Annotated in this window: 12 protein-coding genes; 6 read left to right on the forward strand and 6 right to left on the reverse strand. The window is 64.7% G+C overall.

Annotated features, from left to right (window positions below; genetic code table 11):
* Positions 1-5: 5 nt before the first annotated feature.
* Both K7G82_RS13290 and K7G82_RS13295 read right to left on the reverse strand, forming a co-directional pair.
* Positions 6-524 carry a DUF2141 domain-containing protein gene (locus tag K7G82_RS13290; protein ID WP_246623529.1) on the reverse strand — a complete coding sequence of 173 codons (519 nt, stop codon included), beginning with the start codon at positions 522-524 and terminating at the stop codon, positions 6-8.
* Complete coding sequence (locus K7G82_RS13295) at positions 521-1,444, reverse strand: hypothetical protein (protein ID WP_246623530.1); 924 nt, start codon at positions 1,442-1,444, stop codon at positions 521-523. Before K7G82_RS13295 ends, K7G82_RS13290 begins: the two co-directional genes overlap by 4 nt.
* A 1,960-nt stretch (positions 1,445-3,404) precedes the next feature.
* Here K7G82_RS13295 and K7G82_RS13300 point away from each other — a divergent pair.
* Positions 3,405-3,854 (forward strand): MarR family winged helix-turn-helix transcriptional regulator, encoded by a 450-nt coding sequence (locus K7G82_RS13300; RefSeq protein WP_222990391.1) that lies wholly within the window; start codon positions 3,405-3,407, stop codon positions 3,852-3,854.
* A gap of 34 nt (positions 3,855-3,888) precedes the next feature.
* Positions 3,889-4,287 carry a DUF1398 domain-containing protein gene (locus tag K7G82_RS13305; protein ID WP_222990392.1) on the forward strand — a complete coding sequence of 133 codons (399 nt, stop codon included), beginning with the start codon at positions 3,889-3,891 and terminating at the stop codon, positions 4,285-4,287.
* An 81-nt stretch (positions 4,288-4,368) separates the two neighbouring features.
* On the opposite strand, the gene K7G82_RS13310 is transcribed toward K7G82_RS13305, so the two are convergent.
* From K7G82_RS13310 to K7G82_RS13320, 3 genes are all read right to left on the reverse strand, one after another.
* Complete coding sequence (locus K7G82_RS13310; RefSeq protein WP_246623531.1) at positions 4,369-4,866, reverse strand: hypothetical protein; 498 nt, start codon at positions 4,864-4,866, stop codon at positions 4,369-4,371.
* Positions 4,867-4,969: 103 nt separating this feature from the next.
* Positions 4,970-7,750, reverse strand: coding sequence for a M16 family metallopeptidase (locus K7G82_RS13315; protein ID WP_222990393.1), 2,781 nt, complete (start codon positions 7,748-7,750; stop codon positions 4,970-4,972).
* Positions 7,751-8,012: 262 nt separating this feature from the next.
* A complete protein-coding gene (locus K7G82_RS13320) occupies positions 8,013-9,056 on the reverse strand; it encodes a DUF481 domain-containing protein (protein ID WP_222990394.1) in 1,044 nt (347 codons plus the stop codon).
* A 680-nt stretch (positions 9,057-9,736) separates the two neighbouring features.
* On the opposite strand from K7G82_RS13320, the gene K7G82_RS13325 reads away from it, so the two are divergent.
* The 3 genes from K7G82_RS13325 (at position 9,737) to K7G82_RS13335 (ending at position 13,294) form a co-directional block, all read left to right on the forward strand.
* Positions 9,737-10,297 (forward strand): helix-turn-helix domain-containing protein, encoded by a 561-nt coding sequence (locus K7G82_RS13325; protein ID WP_222990395.1) that lies wholly within the window; start codon positions 9,737-9,739, stop codon positions 10,295-10,297.
* The gene (locus tag K7G82_RS13330; RefSeq protein WP_222990396.1) at positions 10,294-11,628 is read left to right on the forward strand and encodes a HipA domain-containing protein; all 1,335 of its coding nucleotides are present in this window, start codon (positions 10,294-10,296) and stop codon (positions 11,626-11,628) included. The genes K7G82_RS13325 and K7G82_RS13330 overlap by 4 nt, the downstream gene beginning before the upstream one ends.
* Positions 11,629-12,157: 529 nt before the next feature.
* On the forward strand, positions 12,158-13,294 hold the full coding sequence (locus tag K7G82_RS13335) for a threonine synthase (RefSeq protein WP_222990397.1): 1,137 nt from the start codon (positions 12,158-12,160) through the stop codon (positions 13,292-13,294).
* 30 nt (positions 13,295-13,324) lie between these two features.
* On the opposite strand, the gene K7G82_RS13340 is transcribed toward K7G82_RS13335, so the two are convergent.
* Positions 13,325-14,215, reverse strand: coding sequence for a LysR substrate-binding domain-containing protein (locus K7G82_RS13340; protein ID WP_222990398.1), 891 nt, complete (start codon positions 14,213-14,215; stop codon positions 13,325-13,327).
* A 478-nt stretch (positions 14,216-14,693) separates the two neighbouring features.
* Here K7G82_RS13340 and K7G82_RS13345 point away from each other — a divergent pair, with 478 nt between their 5' ends.
* On the forward strand, positions 14,694-17,645 hold the full coding sequence (locus K7G82_RS13345; protein ID WP_222990399.1) for a TonB-dependent receptor domain-containing protein: 2,952 nt from the start codon (positions 14,694-14,696) through the stop codon (positions 17,643-17,645).
* Positions 17,646-18,122: the final 477 nt, after the last annotated feature.

Consider the following 18,122-nt stretch of genomic DNA (forward strand, 5'->3'; position numbering starts at 1 on the left):
TCCATTCAGCGGATCGGGCGCATGCCGAGGCCGCGCCGATAGTTCATGACGATCCTGATCTGTGTCGGTCCCGGGCGAGCGGTCGCGCTGGCATCGGAAGCGGCAGGTTTGCGCCATCCAAGCCCGGGATTGCCCGCAAACCCGATGCCGTCGACCCGCCAGTTGAACGTCCGGTTGCCGTCCCGATCATGCAGCACACTCACCGCATATCTGCCCGCCGAAGGAACCCGCACGCAGAGCCGCGCCGCGCCCGAGGCGGGGACCGGCTGTTCGACCCTGCGGAACGTCTTGCCGGCCGAGATCAGGACATTGTCATCTTCCAGGAAGTCCGCGTCATTTGCCGGGTAGATTTCGAGCTTGAGCTTGCCACTGCGGTCCTTGAGCCCTTCGACATCGACCAGGAATGAGGGGCCGGATTCATTGGAACGGCATTTGCCTTCAGCCGTCCCAAGGTCCGGCGTCGACGGGATGGTCGCGGCGACCAACAAGGGGCTGCCCATGAGGCTGAAGAGCGTGCGAATCATCTGCGCTTCCCCCTGGACAGCAGGTCCGCAAGTACGAAGCTCAGCCCGACAAGCGCATGGGCCGCCAGGGTCAGGCCCGCCATGAGAGCCATCAGCGCCGACATCTCGACTTCGCCGCCCAGTGCCAGGACGGTGATCCCGGCGAACACGACGTCCTTGTTGGGCACGAAGGGCAGCCGGGAGATCAAAAGCCGGATCGTGACCAGCATCACCCACCAGCCGAGTTCGACGTCGGGCAATACGAGATGCCACAGGGAAGCGGAGAGAATCGTCGTCGCGAGAATCCTGAGAAGATGGACCGCGAAGACCATGACGAGCTCTTTTCTCTCCAGCGAAAGAAGCGAGCGACGCAGCAGCATGATCGCTAGCGAGGACCCGATCACGAACGCGAGCGACAGGCCGATTGCGCTCGCATGGTCATGAAGCGGCAGCAGCCTCGCGAATGGAAACGCCACAGCGAGGAGGACAAGGGTCGTTGCGTTGCCGGCAATAGCCGACAGCACGGCGACGTCCTTGATTGCCCCGAACGGGGCGGTCACGAATTTGAGGTTCCGGCGCGCCCAGCCGTAGAAATAGACCTCTCCGAGATAGGCTACCAACAGTTCGTTGTAGATGAGCTTGCGGACCAGGGCACCGAAGGCGCCGGCCCCGACGCCCCAGAGTCGATGGAAAATGAACCAGTCGCTTGCCGGCCCGATCAGGTAGCTGATGGCGAACAGGCCCCAGAATGCTGGCGAAGCCGGTACCAGCGCGACGATTGTCGCCAAGTCGAGGTCGCGCGCCTGGTAGATCGCAGCGCCGACAACGATCAGCGAGAGAAGCGCCCCGAGAACGCTACCCGGAGCCAGCCTCGCCTTGCGATCCTGCGGTTCGAACGCGAACGCTTCAGTGGGCGCAAGCGCCAGGGTTTGATCGGGCATTGCCGGGCCTTGCTCGTTGATAGGGCCCGCTAGACTCCGCCCTCATGCCATACCCGCACATTGCTGCGCATTTTTCCTGCTGGCGGATCAAACCCGAACTGATTCCGGACACGCCCCGGGAGACCGACCGGCTGATTTCGGCCTGGAACCAGAATGAGGCGGCGACGCTCCGCTCCGCGCTTGTACATGTCCGCAAGCGCCGGGTCCGGAGGATTCCCCATGTCGCGCCGGCCATGCAAATACGCGCCTGCGACCGACGTCCCGCCTACCCGGGCACAAGGAGTGGATCCAGGCGAGCGTCGCCCTGCTGTCGGCCATCGGAACATAAGCCCGGCGCGGATTGTCCGGGTCTTCAAACGGACGAAATCCAAGGCCGGCGTAGAAGCTCCTTCGCGCTCGGAATCTTTGCCATCCAGTGCATAGAGGGCCAGCGCCGCATCGCCCATCTGGTCCGCGATGCCGAGGCAGCGCCTCATTCGCCTCGATAACGAGCGCGGTGCCCAGACGCTTTCCCTGCATATCCTCGCGGACAGTGGCTACGCGAGTATGGATGTCCGGGACGCGCGCGCTGCCATTTTTCGGACCGAACTCCGCACGCACCGCCATGGCGTTGAGCGTGTAGAAGCCGAGGACCGCCCGGTCCCCCTCGGCGGTGTCCATCCAGGCCCTCACCATGCCATCGCCGACCTGGTCGGATAGCGACGATTTCAGGAAATGGTCCATCGGCGCGAAACCGCAGGAAAAAGGCGCTGCGGTCATGCAGCATCTTGTCAAACCTGGTGATCGTTAAAACGGGCAGCTCCTCGTCGCCCTTGCCGCATCCGCAAGCCCCGGGCGCCGCCCTGCATGAAGCCTCCACGGCCGCTTTGAAGGCGTCGAAAATCTCGACCGGCAAATGGACAGGTTCATGCGCTGCTCCATTTCCTTGGCGCGCAAAATTGCGGCCTGCCGAATGAAATCGGCTTCTTGCAGACCGGTCGCCGCGGCTGCGGCCCTGATCCGCCCCTAGGCGCAACTCCCGGAGCGCTAAGAATTCGACCTGTAAATTGATAGCGCGCATTGTTCACGTCGGTTGCATTTGCAGCGTACAGCTTCTTATGCCCGTTCATATCCGACATAAAATTGAATTGAGATCGTTCAAACATTCCATGAAAACTGGAATATTCACATAGATCATTTAGTGAATCGATCACAATCATGGTCAGGTGCTCCAGCCTCTATTCTATAACCGAAACCCGCCGTATACGACGAGATATCTATGAATGATGTTATACGCGGATCCAGTGTCACGTTCACCTCATAGCTTGTTTGGCACCGCCAAAAGGTGTTAAGAGCGGACCCACGCCAACGACCAAACGAGGCTTACGGGTGATTAATCTCTACAGACCCCTACCAGATCCAGCAATTCTACTGATTTTTGCGATTTTTATTTCTGGATTTTCTCCGGTTGGAGGGCAGATCGACTCCTCTGGCAGATCAAGCTACAGCTTGCTGCATGTAAAAGTGGACGCCATGGGGAAAGTTTATTGGTGCAGGTATGTCGGAAGTCGACCAGAAACCCACAGAATGTCAAGCAAAGACGGGAAAACATTTTGTCGGGGATTTATTGGAGCGCAGATAGCCCCCTCTTTGGATACTGATCCTAATTCCAAAAGAGATTTTATTCACGAAGCACCCAATGGACCCATCATAAATTAAAAACTTATACTTTTTGAATACCTGCCTTAATTGATAGTCAGCGAATTCGCCACGGCGACAGACAGGCGTGAGCTTTGCCCCCTTCAGCCGAAAGTGGCCGGATCGCGCTGTGAAGGTCAGCCTCCTTGAAACGCCTGATCCCGAGCGAAGCGAGGCGCCGCCGGGGCTGCTGCCCGGGGCTGAACCCGGGAGGCCCGCGAGCACGATTGACCCCAGGCATCGCCCTATATAGTTTCCTAGTCAACTATATAGGGAGTCGATCATGGCGGTCGCCGATCTGGGCAGCCACAGCGGGTTTCTGATGCGCATGGTATCGAACTGCGTGTCGCAGGCGTTCGCGCGGCGGGTCGGACGCGAAGGCGTGACGGTGGCGGAGTGGACGCTGATGCGCACGCTCTACGATGCGGACGGCGCGGCACCGACCAGTCTCGCCCGCCACATGGGACTGTCGAAGGCCGCGGTCAGCAAGCTGGCGGACCGCCTCGTCTCGAAGGGCCTGGTGGATCGGAGGGACAATCCCGGTGACAAGCGCGCCCAAAGTCTTTCGCTCACCGCCGAAGGACGCGAAAAAATCCCTGTCCTGGCGGCGATCGCCGACGCCAACGACGCTGACTTCTTCAATGTGCTGTCGACGCAGGACAGGGCCCGGCTCCGGAGCCTGCTTCGAACGCTGATCTCGCGGCACGGGATAAACCGCATCCCGGTCGACTGACCGCCACCGACACGCCTGACCAAAGGAAATCGACATGGACGCACAACTGGTCGCCGTGGCACTTCGATGCCTGGAGGCCGCGCACGACGGAAGCATGGATTTTCCCGCCATTATCGACACGCTGATGAGGGCAGGTTTCGAAGGCTATGAGGTGAACTACCGCACCGGCCGGCAGACCGTCTACCTGCCCGATGGTGACAGCGCGGTGCTGGCGATCCACCCCTATGCCGGACCGGTGCAGCCCGACCTGCGCGTGGGAAAGCTCGCCGAACTCGTCCGCTGGGCGCAGTCCGGCGATCCGTCCTATTCCTATGCGGCCTTCAGCGAGGCGGCGAAGCAGGCCGGTTGCGCCGGATATATGGTTTCATTTCCGGGACGCCGGGTGCTTTATTACGGCCGGACGGGTGAGGTTCACACAGAATTCTTCCCCTAGCCGGCAGCCGCGGCAGGGCCTCAGGGCGACCGCCCGCCCCGCCCCCGCCGCGATGGCGACCGGCGAACCGGAGGCATCGGGTCAGAAGCCCGCGCGCAGTCCCAGCGCATAATAGCGGTCGCCGACATTGGCCTTGAGACTGAGCACCGGACCGATCGGCTTGCCGATGGTGCCATAGCCCCGCACCTTCCCGCCCGAATAGCGCGCACCACCACCCACTTCGCCCACACCGGAGATATTGTAGGTCGCCTCGAGCCGCGCATAGACCCTCGCCGCGACATTCATGCATCTGGAGTCCGAGGCGAACTGGCCGTTCGTCGAATCCCGGCAGCGCGACTGGCCGTTCGCCAGGTCGTCGCGGTAATAGCGGTCATTGTCGCCCTTGTAGACGAGCATGCCCGCCATCGGCCGCAGCGCGAACCCGCCTGCCGAGACCTCATAGCCCATCCCGATCTCGCCGCCCCAGACGCCCGAGGCGCGCGCGCCGTTCAGCTCGGCGACGACGCCCTTGGCCTGGGCCGCCTCAGCGCCGCCCATGAGCAGGCCGATCGCGGCCAGCCCGTTCAACATCCTGTGCATATGGTCCTCCCCGTCCTGTTACGACGCGCCGGATCGCCCCCTGGCTTCCAGCGCGCCCGCGCATGTCTCCGGCGGGGCGTAGCAGGCACCCCGCCGAAGCCCGTCAATCAACCGTCCTGACCGTCACCGGCCCCAGCCCCAGCGCGCGGATCGGCGCCTCGATCTTCGACAAATCGCCGACCACGATCCAGGTGATGCGCGTCGGATCGATCACCTGCCGCGCCGCCGCCTCGACCCGGGCGACATCCAGCGCTTCCCAGCGTGCCTTGGCACTCGCCGGATAGTCGAGCGGCCGGCCGCGGACATGATAGCCGACCATCGAACCGAGCACCGCGCCGCCGGTCTCGTACTGGCCGGGCAGCGCGCGCACGACCTGCTTCGTCGCATCCGCCACTTCCGCCGCGGTCACCGGCCTGTCCTTCAGATAGGCCTCCAGCTCCTTCCTGATCTCGGTGATCGCCTCGGCGGTCTTGTCGGTCTGGACGGGGGCCGACACGGTGAAGATGCGCTGGTCCCTCTCGCTCGAAAGCGAGGAACGCGCGCCATAGCTCCAGCCCTTGGCCTCGCGCAGGTTCATGTTGATGCGTGAGGTGAACGCGCCGCCCAGGGGCACGTTCATCGCCGACAGCGCCTCCTCGTCGCTTGCGAGCCCCTTGGGGCCCGGCAGCACGGCGCGGATTTCGCTCTGCGGCGCGCCGGGCTGGTCGACCAGGATGACACGCGTGCCGGTGACGGCGGGAACCGCGGGATAGCTGATGGTCCGGGCCGACCCCGTCCCCTTCCAGTTGCCGAAGGCGGTCTCGAGCAGCGGCTTGATCTCGGCGAGGCTGGTCGCACCGACGACGAAGATGGTGGCGCCCTCGGGCCGGATCCATTCGGCCATATAGGCCTGGAGGTCGGCGCGCTTCACCGCCTTCACCGCCGCCTCGTCGGGCACCATGCCATAGGGATGGGTCGGACCGAACATGGTGGGGGCAAGGATGCGCCCGGCCTTGCCGCCGGCCGACGCCTTGCTCTGCTCGATGCCGGCCAGCGCGTTGGTCTTGGCGCGCTCGAGCTCGACCTGCGGAAAATCGGGCTGGCGGATGAGGCTGGCGGCGAGCGCGACCGTCTCGGGCAGCTTGCTCGACAGCGCCGAGAAGGAAATGGTCGCGCTGTCGACGCCCGCGGTCGCGCCGAACGTCGCACCGAGATCCTCGAACATGCCCGCGATCTCGCCACTCGTCCGGCCGGCGGCGCCGTCGTCAAGGCCACCCAGCGCGAACTCGGCGATACCCGCCCCGCCCTTGCCCATGGCGACGGCGCCCGCGGTGCCGCCCGCGAAATTGAGCGCCACATTGACGACCGGCACGCTGTCGCGCTTCACGAACACGACCGGCATGCCGTTGGAGAGGGTCGTGCGCTCGATCGTCGGCCAGACGAGATCCGGCGTGGAGGTGACCGCGGGCACGCCGGTCGAACGATCCACCGTGTCGGGCGCGCTCGCATAACGGCCGAAGGGTTCGACCACCATCTGCGTATAGCCATGACCCAGCCAGGCCCGCGCGGCGGCGAGCACCTGCGGCGCGGTCACCTGGTTCTGGCGCACCAGCCGGGTCTTCCAGCGATTGGCGTCGCCGCCATAGAGATGCGCCTCGGCGAGGATGCTCGCCTTGCCGTCGACGGTCTCGAGCATGCGGACATAGGATGCGTTGATCTTGGTGCGCGCGCGCTGCAGTTCGGCCTCGGTCGGGCCGGTCTTCAGGAACTCGGCGACGACGCGATCGACCTCCGCTGCGGCCTCCGCCTCGCTCGCGCCGGGCTTCAGCACGACATGGATCCCGAATGTGCCGGCCAGTTCAAGCTCGGACAGGCTCGCCGAAGCCGAGGTCGCAAGCGCCTTGCCCTCGACCAGCGCCTTGTAGAGCCTGGAGTTGCGGCCATTGCCGAGCACGAAGGCGGCCATGTCGAGCGCGGGCGCGTCGGCCCCCTCGCGTCCGGGCGTCGCCCAGTCACGCATGAGGTTCACCTGCGCGATATTGTCCTTCATGCGGACCTCGGCGTTGCTCGCCCTGACCGGCACGTCCTGCTGCGGCTTGGGCAGCGGCTCGCCCGGACGCGCCGACCCGAAATAGCGCGCCACCTTCTCCTTGGCCTCGGCGACCGTGATATCCCCCGAGAGCACCAGCACGGTGTTGGTCGCGCCGTAATTGGTGGTGAACCAGTTCTTCACATCGTCGAGGCTCGCGGCGTCGAGATCCTCCATCGAGCCGATCGGCGTGTGATGATAGCCATGGCCTTCGGGGAAGATCGTCGCGAACTGGACGTCGCCGACCTTGCCGAAGGGCTTGTTCTCGCCCTGGCGCTTCTCGTTCTTGACCACCGCGCGCTGCTCGTCGAGCCGTGCCTGGTCGATCGCGTCGAGCAGATAGATCATGCGGTCGGATTCCATCCACAGCACGCGGTCGAGCGCGGTCTTGGGGACGGTCTGGTAATAGTTGGTGCGGTCGAACGAGGTCGTGCCGTTGAGATTGGTCGCGCCGACCTCCTGCAAAGGCCCGAACCAGTCCTTGTTGAAATTCTTCGAGCCGTTGAACATCAGATGCTCGAAGAGATGCGCGAACCCGGTCTTGCCGGCCGGCTCGTGCGCCGAGCCGATCCCGTACCAGACCGAGACCGCGACGACAGGCGCCTTGTGATCCTCATGCACGATGACGGTCAGGCCGTTGGGCAGGCGGAAGGTCGTCTGCGGGATGTCGATCCGAGCGAGCAGCGGATCGACGGCGGCACGCGCCGCGGGCTGGGCGGCGGCCGGTTTGGGGGCGGCCGCAAGCGGCTGGATGGCGCTCGTCGCCAGAGCGAGAGACACGAGCGCCCGGACGGGCGCGCGACGCGGCATCGACATGAAAAATTCTCCGAACGGGGCCTGCCCGTACCCAGCGAGCGAAGCGACTATTGGTCCTGGCGGAACGAGACCTGAGAACGCGCGCGAGCGGCATGCCGCGCGGTTCGTCTCCCTCCCCCAAGTCCCTGACGAATGAGACAGGCATAAACGCAACTGCGGCACGCGATTTTTTTTGCGAGACCCATGCCGTCCCACCGGAGCGCCGAACGAAACGCCCGAAAAACCGCCATAACCGATGCGCCCGCGATCCGGGCTGAACGCTTCAGAAACTGTAGACGATGCTTGCCCGGCTGGAGGTCGTGGTCGGGGTCATGCCGGGATAGGCGTTGGTCTCGTGCCGCGCGCTCACCTGCAGCCGGGTCGCGAGCGGCCCGATGAGCTTGCCGGTGATCGACGCCTGCCCCTCGATGGTGCCGCTTTCCGCCTCGAAGATCCCCGATGTGCTGGCCGCGAAGCTGAAGCCGGGCGAGATCGCCCAGTTGAGCGCCGCCGAACCCCGCGCGCCGAACATCCGCTCGTCGCCGCGCTCGCCCACCCAGTCGGTGCGCCTCAGCGACGGGCCGCCGGACAGGTCGAGGCTCAGATCCTGTCCGAGCGCCAGCTTCGCGCCGAACCCCAGGCTCTGGGTGGAACGCGACGCGAAGCCCGAACGCCGGTCGCTCTCGAGCGAGACCAGCCCGGAGATGAAGGCCGCCGCAGACAGGTCGCGGCGCACGTCATAGGCGGCGATATAGCGCTCATTGGCGGCGAAGCCCTCGATACGCTGATAGTCGAGCGCGCCGCTGAGCTTCTGCTTCCAGCCATCGACATCGCTCGCCAGCGAGGCGGCGATATTGGCGGCGGCGGTATCGGTGTTGCCCGTGGTCTGGCCCAGCCCGAACTCGAGCTGCCCCTTGAGGACGGGTGCCTGCGCCGGCGTCTGCCCGGCCGCCCGGGCGGCGGCGGACGGACGCCCTCCGGCCTTCGCGGACCCGCCCGTAGCCGATGCCTGGCCAGGCTTCACCGCCGATTGAGGAACCGAAGACGAGACCGGCGAAGACAAGACCGAAGCCGGGGACTGCGACGCGGACGGCGCGACCGCCATGTCCGGACAGCGCCCATCCGCCTCGACAGCATGGCCGAGCGCCGAGGCCGCCGCCGCCATCGCCGGATCGGTCCTCGCGACAAGTCCGGCGACGCGCCGCGCCAGGACGGGGTCGCCATCGGCCGCCGCCGCGCAGATGAGCGCCCGGTGTGCCTCCGGCAGCGCCGCGCCGGGCGGGGTTTCCGCAGGCACCAGCGCCGCGAGCATCGCCATGATCATCATTCCCGCGCTCCTGTCGTCATCGGGACGGCCGCGCACGCGCATTCGCCCTCACAAGTGAAGACGAGTGAGCGGCCGAAAAGCGCACCCCGCGCAGTCGATGCCGCGGACCGACACGAAAAATTCGGCGGCGCCCCTGCGTATTCCGGCGGTTCGTTCGTTTCAGAGGCAAGGGCCGGGCGAAGCCGGCGAAAATTGGGGGGAAACATGAAGGCCGTGCCGTGACACTCCGCCCGGGACCTAAGGCATCCCCCCGGGTGGCCATTCCGGCGGCATGGCCGGCATCCTGCATCAGTCCCGCCTGGCTTCGCCTTTCGCCGCCGGTTTCCAGACCCGCCGGCGCGAAAGGGCCTGGAGGGCTCCGCCATTCCACCGGGTGGCGGAGCCCTTTTCCTGATCACAATTTTCCGATGAGGCGAACGCCGATGGCGAAGCCGATGATTATTAAGCCTTGTGCTGGCGCCCCGACGGCACCGAGCTGAACTGTGCGATGATGTAGCGGCAAAACAGCCTATTGGCAGAAATCCGATCCGGGCAAACATATGCCTGCCGGCGAGAATTTTGTCCGCTACCCACCGCAAGCAGCTCACGCCCCGTTCGGGATCCAAAAGATACCGTTCGGGATCATAAATTTGACATTCTGTCAGAAATTGCTATCTACGGCTCCTGTACGGGAGCACAACATGAAGATCAAAGCTCGGCGCGACGCCAAATCCAGTCGCCTGTCCATGGCAGTGCAAGGCGTGCTTGTCGCGGATTCGGATGTGCGGGTTCGAAAGGCGGATAATTCCGCTTTGGAAAAGCCTCAGCGCGCGATCAGATATGCCAATCCCGCCACCGCCCTGCGTAAGCATGTCGCCCAAGTGCAGAAACTCGGGACGCCACCACGCTTTCGAGTGAAGTTGCGCCCGGAGCCTGCGAATAGTCCCGAGGAGGAGCTGGCACGCAGCCTCCCGAGAGCGGCCGCGCCAATATCGGCAAGGGAAGCGCATGTCCCCTTCACCTCACCGTCGGCACAGTCGGAGGGGTTGCTCAGGATCGAAGCGGTCGCCGCCCTTGGCGAGATGATACGACAGGTCCGTCGCCGCCGCGAGCTCTCACAGATCGAACTGGCGGCGATGGCGGGCACAGGACGGCGTTTCATATCCGAAGTGGAAGCAGGCAAGCCGACCGTTGAATTCGGACGCTTGCTGAGCGTTTGTGAGGCGCTCGGCATCGATCTTCTCGCGACCGCGCGCCGATGAGTGCCGACACGCTCGCGGTCTGGATGGATGGGTTCGCCTCGCCCGCCGGCTATTTGAGCCGCGGCAACGACGGCAATAGCCAGTTTGGCTACGCACAAGATTATCTCGCCGCGAACGGCCCGCCGCTTTCGCTCTCGTTGCCGCTGACCGACGGTCACTATGACGATATCCGGACTCGCGCCTTCTTCGCGAATCTCTTGCCGGAGAACACGCAATTCCAGCGCATCCTCGAGCGCGAGGGCCTGCGGCAGGGCGATGTGATCGGACAACTCCGCCTTTTCGGGGCGGATTGCGCGGGCTCCATATCCTGCCTGCCGGTCGGCGCCCCGCCCGTTAAAATGCCCGGAGAGCTTGCGGGTGATTATGAACCGCTCGACGACAAGACGATCATCAGGATCGTCAGAGACCTCGCCGAACTCCGGCGCCTTCCCGCGAATGTCAACGATCCGTCACCGGTTGCGGGCGTGCAGAGCAAACTCGCCGTGACGGTCATGCCAGATGGGCGCTTCGCACTTCCGAAACCCGGCGTGCGGGTCCCGACCACGCATATCCTGAAAGTGCCGGAACGGCGCCACGGTCGCGAGGCACGTCTCGAGGAGGCGGCTGCCCTGCTGGCGGCAAGTGCGCATCTCGAGGTCAGTATCCCCGAGGCCATCAAGGTGGGCGACTATGATGCCCTGCTGATCGAGCGCTTCGACCGTCGGGTCGAAGACGGCATCGTCACCCGCATCCATCAGGAGGATTTCGCGCAGGCGCTCGGTTTCCCGCCAGGCCTCAAATATCAGCGTCGCGGCAAGCCAGGTCGCCAGTTCGACGTGGAAGCCGTCCTGTCGGTTCTTGATCGAACCCATGCACCGGAGGATGCCCGGCTGGAGTTCATCCTCGCGACCCTGTTCAACCTGTGCATCGGCAACACCGACAATCACGCCAAGAACCATGCCCTGCTCTACGATACGGGCGGTCGTCCGCGATTGGCGCCGCTTTACGACATGCTGCCGATCCGGATCGACAACCGCTACACCCACCAGCTCGCCTTCAACATCGGCCAGGCCCGGTTTTTCGATGAGATGACCCCTGAAGATCTCAGCGCCTTCCTGTTGCTGTGCGGAGTCGAGGACATGACCGGGTTCGTCGAACAGGCGGCGACACCATTTGTCAAAAGCCTGGAAGCCGCAACCCAGCCTCTGCGCTCGATGGGCCTCAAGCTGTTCGACGACCTTATCGGGCGCGAGACCAACTGGCTGGTCGAACTTCTTTCCGCGACAGTCGAATTGCGCGATCGCGATGCCTTCATCGACAGGGCGGGCGGCGGCTGCGCATTTGGCAGCTGACTGGCTCCATCCACCTCTCCGCGAAATCCTCGAGGTGATTTGATCACCGCACCTACCGAGACCAAGGCGTGTTCCTGGGGCTCCTCGAAGAACGCGATGGCCAGGATCACCGCCCTGGCTTTCCATTCTGCGTGATGACCATGGACTCACGATTTTCGGCCAAGCCGAGCAATATGTCAGCGGCATCGGCTTTCAAAAGGCTGATGCACCGCAACCGGGAGGAATAACCCATGGATTACTCCCGGACTGAATCAGGTCCGAAGCGAGTTCGATCCGAACCAGCGCACAGGCATCGCGCACAAGCGGGATCGCCCGACTCATGTCAGAAACGCCTGAATCCCGTGCGTCCGGGATCGAAAGGCACGCGTCAGGCCAGCACCCGGCTCGCCGCTTTGCCGCCAACATCCGCTTGATTTCGAAGTTTGAAAGCGTCGCTTCGACATTACTGATTTGAACGCCGTTTCCGTGCACGACACAGCGGACGCATGCGAAGGCGGACCTTCCGAGCACAGCGCATCCGGGGTAAGAAATGACAGCGAGCAAAGCGAAGTTTATCGATCCGACGACCGGGCAGAGGTACGAGCTGGCGCAGCCCCGCTGGCGCGCCGAAAGCGGTGCGCCGCTGATGACCGAAACGCTGCCGGGCATTTCGCGCGACGATATCGACCGATCGTCGCGCACCTTGTGGCGCTATGCCGCTGCACTGCCCGTCGAGATCGCCAGGCCTGTTTCGCTTGGCGAGGGCTGCACGCCCATGGTCGAGCGGACCGTCGGCGGGTGCGGCGCGCTGTTCAAGCTGGAATGGTTCTCGCCGACATGCAGCTTCAAGGACAAGGGTGCCTCGGTCATGGTGTCCTTTCTCCGCCAGCTTGGCATCCCGGCCATTCTCGAGGACAGCTCGGGCAATGGCGGTGCGGCGATCGCCGCCTATGGCGCGGCGGCCGGCATGAAGGTCAGGGTGCTCGCACCGGAAAGCGCTTCCCCCGCGAAGATCGCGCAGATGCGTGTGTTCGGCGCCGAGGTTCAGCTGGTCCCCGGACCGCGCGACGCCTCCGAACGTGAAGCGCTGCGCCAGGCGGAGGAAATCTTCTACGCCAGCCACAACTGGCATCCCTTCTTCCTTCAGGGCACGAAGATGACCGCGTACGAGATCTGGGAGGATCTCGGCTTCCGCGCGCCGGACAATGTGATCATCACCACGGGCGCGGGAAGCAACGTCCTTGGCTGCGACATCGGCTTTTCGGAATTGCTGGCGGCGGGCCAGATCGATCGCCTGCCCCGCCTGTTCGGCGCCCAGCCGGCCCATTGCGCGCCGATCGCGGCGTCCTATCGGGCCGACAGTTTCGATCCGATCGATATCGCGGTGGCCCCGACTATCGCCGAAGGTGCGTCGATCCGGTTTCCCGTTCGTCTGCGGCAGGTGCTGGAGGCGGTCCGTCGGTCGGACGGCCGGATGCTGGCGGTTTCGGAAGACGAGATCTCGACCGCGCTGTTCGAGCTTGCCGGAATGGGCCTGTTCGTCGAGCCGACATCGGCGGTTGCGCACGCGGCGTTCCGCTCCCTGCTTGCAGCGGGTGAGATCGGGCCGGGCGAGACCACCGTCGTCCTGCTGTCAGGATCCGGGATCAAGTCGAGCGCGTTCGTACAGAGCGTGACCGCGGCTTGAGCGCGGACACCGAGGGCGCTGCCGCAGGCTTTATTCGGCGGGCGGGACGGCCTTGAAGAAATCGAGGATCTCCTGGGCAAGGTGCGAGGTGGCCAGCGACTGGCTGTCCGGGGTTCCGCGCAACACGAGCGCGATCTGCCCGAGCTGGGGAAAACCATCCGCTTCGGTCAGGATGCGCAATCCGTCCGGCACGACGCTGCGGGCCATGGTCGCAACCGCATATCCCTGCGCGGCAACCGTCGTCAGGACGACGCAGCTCTTGCTGGTGACGCCCACCCTGAACTGAAGCGGGCTGCCGTCCTCGCGTTCCGGGAAACGTTGCAACGCCGCCAGCGTCGCGCGGTAGATCGGCGATTCGTCGGAGAACAGCGCGAGCGCCAGCGGCGATTGCCTGTGCGTTTGATGATCCGGCGACGTGACCCAGACGATCTCCTCACGCCGCAGCACGACATCGTCCTCGAGCGGGGCAGTGGTCGCGACGACGGCGATGTCGATCTGGCCGTCGTTCAGCATCCTGATCAGGACGGGTGACGTATTCGTCGAAATGTCCAGCGAGACGGTGTGATATTTCGAGGCGAAATTCTGCAGGACTTTCGGCAGCACGACGGGCGCATAATCGTCGGGCATGCCCAGGCGCACCTCCCCCGTCACCTTCTCGTGATGCCATTCGTCGACGACCTTGTCATGAAGCGCCAGTATCTGGCGCGCCTGGAGGGCGAAGCGGCTGCCCTTTTCGGTGAAGGCGAGGTCGCGTCCACGCTTCACGAACAATTCCACGCCCACGATTTCCTCGAGCCGCTTCATCTGCGTGCTGACCGTTGGCTGGGTCCGCGAAATAAGCTGGGACGCCCCCTTGAAGCTGCCCGTGTCCGCGAAGGCGATCAATGTCCTCAGAAGATCCATGTCGAAGTTGATTTTCATGCGATGCCTTCGCGTTGATGGAGCGGCCGTCCGGCGGCGCGTCGTCCGCGCGAACGGACCGGACGGACTTTTTGTGCGATGCGGCAGACCCAGCGTCAAGCGGGGACGCGCGTCGCCGGAAATCGCATGAACTCACCCGCGACATCGGTTCACTTCAACAGCGTCGAAGCGACATGTTCAAACTAATCAATTGTTTGAGTCCGGACGGGTCCTACCGTTGAACCGTCACCGAATCGCGGGTGGCACGCCAGGGGGATTACAAGCGATGGTGCACCGCACTGCCATGACATTCACGGGGCGCCAAACGCCGATGCGGCCGGCCTGACACCTGTCGGCAAGGGCAAGCGGGTGGGCCGAAAAACCTGAAGGCCGTCCAGGCCTCGGATCCGTCGTGTCGGCGCCTGCGCCGTCACGGCGAGCGGACACACATCGAAAATCGCCGGCACAGGCGATCGGCAACAATCACGAAAGGGAGCTCATGAACGTCTCGAAACTCAATGCCGGTGGCGCCTTCCGTTCGGGCATCAGCGGCCTGGCACTGACCGCCGGCCTCCTGGTTGCGCAGGCGGCGTTCGCGCAGTCCGGCCCCGCATCGGGAGAGGCCGTCCAAAGCGGCCAGGACGCCATGCAGGACGAGGGAAATTCGGACATCGTCGTGACCGGCACGCGGGTCGTCCGCGACGGATACAAGTCGCCCACGCCGCTGACGGTGCTGACCGCGCAGGACATCCAGAACTCCTCGCCCACGAACAATCTCGCGGATTTCGTCAACCAGCTTCCGTCCGTCGCGAACAGCGTCAGGCCGAGCAACACGCGCGCCGCGCTCAGCAACGGCATTGCGGGCATCAACACGATCAATCTCCGCAACCTCGATGGCGTCACCGCCAGAACCCTGGTGCTGCTCGACGGCCGCCGTTCGGTGGCCTCGAGCGAACGCGGGCTGGTCGATGTGAACACCTTTCCCCAGGCGCTGGTCAGCAGCGTCCAGGTGGTGACCGGCGGCGCCTCGGCGGCCTATGGCTCGGACGCCGTTGCCGGCGTGGTGAACTTTGTTCTCGACAGGAAGTTCAAGGGGCTCAAGCTGTCGGCGGACACGGGCGTCACCGAGCGGGGCGACGGGTTCAACTACTCCATCAACGGGGCCGCGGGCATGTCGTTCGCCGAAGGGCGGGGCCATGTCCTGCTGAGCGCCGAATGGGCGCATCGCGACGGCATCTTCGAGACCGATCGGGAATGGAACCAGCGCGGTCTCCGCCTGGTCGCCAATCCGGCCTATGTCGCCGGAAACGGTCAACCCCAGTTCCTGCGACGCTATGGCGCCGGCGTGTCGAACGCGCTGCCGGGGGGAATCATCAACAGTTCGACCGCGATCGCGGGGTCGGGCATCGCGGCGAACAGCCTGCGCGGCATTTATTTCGGCGCGGGCGGTTCGATCAACCAATACACCTATGGCAGCATCAACGACGGGGTGCGCACCGTCGGCGGAGACTGGGCGCTGAACGATTCGACGCGCAATGTCGGCCTCGATGCGCAGGAGGATCGCGGCGGCGTGTTCGGCCGGGTCAGTTTCGAACTGTCGCCGTCGATCTCGATATTCGCCCAGGCATCCTACAACACCCAGAAAACCCTGTTCTCGGTGGGCAGCGGCAACGGCACGGTGACGGCGGGCGCGTCGGTCACGTTGCGCAATGACAATGCCTTTCTCCGCAACGCATTGGGCGACGCGCGGCTCGTCGGCATCAACACCGTCACGATCGGCACCAGCAATTACGACCTCGGGGTTCGCAAGAGCAACAACCACCGCGAAACCCAGCGCTACCTGATCGGCGCCGAGGGCGGGTTCGAGCTGTTCGGCAAGCCCGCGAAATGGGACGTCTATGCTCAATATGGCCGCGCCGACACGCGCGAGCAGCTGTATGACATCACGAACACGGCCAGGCTGGCGCTGGCCGCGGACGCGGTGTTCGCGCCCGCCGGAAACGCGCTCGGCGTTCCCACCGGCACGATCGTCTGCCGTTCGTCGCTGAGCGCGCCGGGCAATGGGTGCCAGCCGCTCAACCAGCTGGGAACCGGCGTCGCCAGCCAGGCGGCGATCAATTACGTGCTGGGCGATCCCTACCGCGAACAGAAGATCGAACAGACCGTCGCCGGCCTCAACCTGTCCGTCACGCCGTTCGCCACCTGGGCGGGCGACGTGAGCCTCGCCGTCGGCGCCGAATATCGCAAGGAACAGATCACCGGCTTCGTTCCCACGGAGTTCCAGAGCGGCTGGGGTGTCGGCAACTACCTGCCCAATATCGGCAGCTACCAGGTCAAGGAGGCCTATCTCGAGACGGTCATACCGGTCGGGCTGGGGCTGGAGCTGAACGGCGCGGCGCGGGCCACCGACTATTCCACGTCAGGCACCGTCGCCACCTGGAAAGTGGGCGCCACCTGGCAGCCCATCCCCGACATCCGGTTCCGCGTCACCCGCTCGCGGGATATCCGGGCGCCGAACCTGGCGGAGTTCTTCGCCGCGGGCCGGACCCAGACGACCGTCATCAACGATCCGTTCCGCAACAACCCGGTCACCGGTGCCCCGCCGCTGTTGAGCGTCCCCGTGCTCTCGACGACCACGGGCAATACGGACCTGACGCCGGAAGTCGCGCAGTCGCTCAATCTGGGCGTGGTGCTCCAGCCGCGCTTCCTGCCCGGCTTCTCCGCATCGGTCGATTATTTCCGGATCGATCTCAGGAACGCGATCGGCAGCTTCGGACCGCAGGACATCATCAATCTCTGTTTCCAGGGGCAGCAGGAATTCTGCGCGGCCTACAATGTCGATCCGTCGAACCCGGCGCAGCTCCTGTTCCGCACCAAGCCGTTCAACCTTGCCAGCCAGCTCGTCAGGGGCGTCGACTTCGAGCTGAGCTATCGCACGCCGCTCGGGTCCGGCAATATATTGGCGCTGCGTGCGCTGACCACCCGCAACATCGACAATATCCTCAACACCGGCATTCCCGGCCTCGTGCCGATCAATTCCGTCGGCGCGCTCGGCAGCACGGCCCAGAACTCGCCCGCCACGCCGAAATGGCTGTACCGCGTTTCCGCGACCCTGGACACCCGGCGCTTCTCGGTCACGGCCACCGGCCGCGGCGTCGGGGCCGGCGTGTACCTGAACACCAATATCGAATGCCAGACCGGATGCCCGGTGACGACGACGCAATTCCAGACCGTCGATGACAACAGGGTGGCCGGCGCCTTCTACGCCGATCTCAACCTCACATCCAGGATCGAGGTCGGTCGCGCGAAGGGCGAATTGTTCCTGAACGTGACCAACCTGCTCGACCGGGACCCGATCCTGATCCCGGTCGGCGATATACAGGCGAACAATCAGCAGAGCGATTTTCTCGGACGCGCGTTTCGCATCGGCGTGCGGTTCCTGACAAAATAGCGCGATCGGCGCCTGCGAAGCGAACTGACGTCCAGCCGAACCGCACCGACCGGCGCGCCAGATCCACCCGGCAAGCGGTGAAGCGCGGTGATCGCGGCGGCGGCCGGGCGGAGATCGGGAGCGAAGCACGCGTCGCCCGAGACAATCGGTCTGGCGGCGCGCCCGATCGCGGGTATGGGTTGTCAGACGGGTGGAAGCGCTGCTTATGCGCACAAGGCGGCCCGTCACGGGCACCTTGCGCTGCACCATATGCCCAATGCCTCGGGCCGGGCCGCGAAGCCTGCCGCCCCCCGCGCAATGAAAAGGGCCCGCTTGCGCGGGCCCTGATCGGTCACTGTGGCGACATGTTTCAGTCTTCGGTGCCGGGCACGCCTGTCTTGGGCGGCTTGCCGTCCTCGATGCGGCCTTCGTTGCGAAGATCGCGACCTTCCTGCGCCTTGCGCTTCGATTCCGGGCTGTCGCCATTCTCGAAGGCTT

Source organism: Sphingomonas colocasiae (assembly GCF_019880585.1).
GTDB lineage: Bacteria > Pseudomonadota > Alphaproteobacteria > Sphingomonadales > Sphingomonadaceae > Sphingobium_A > Sphingobium_A colocasiae.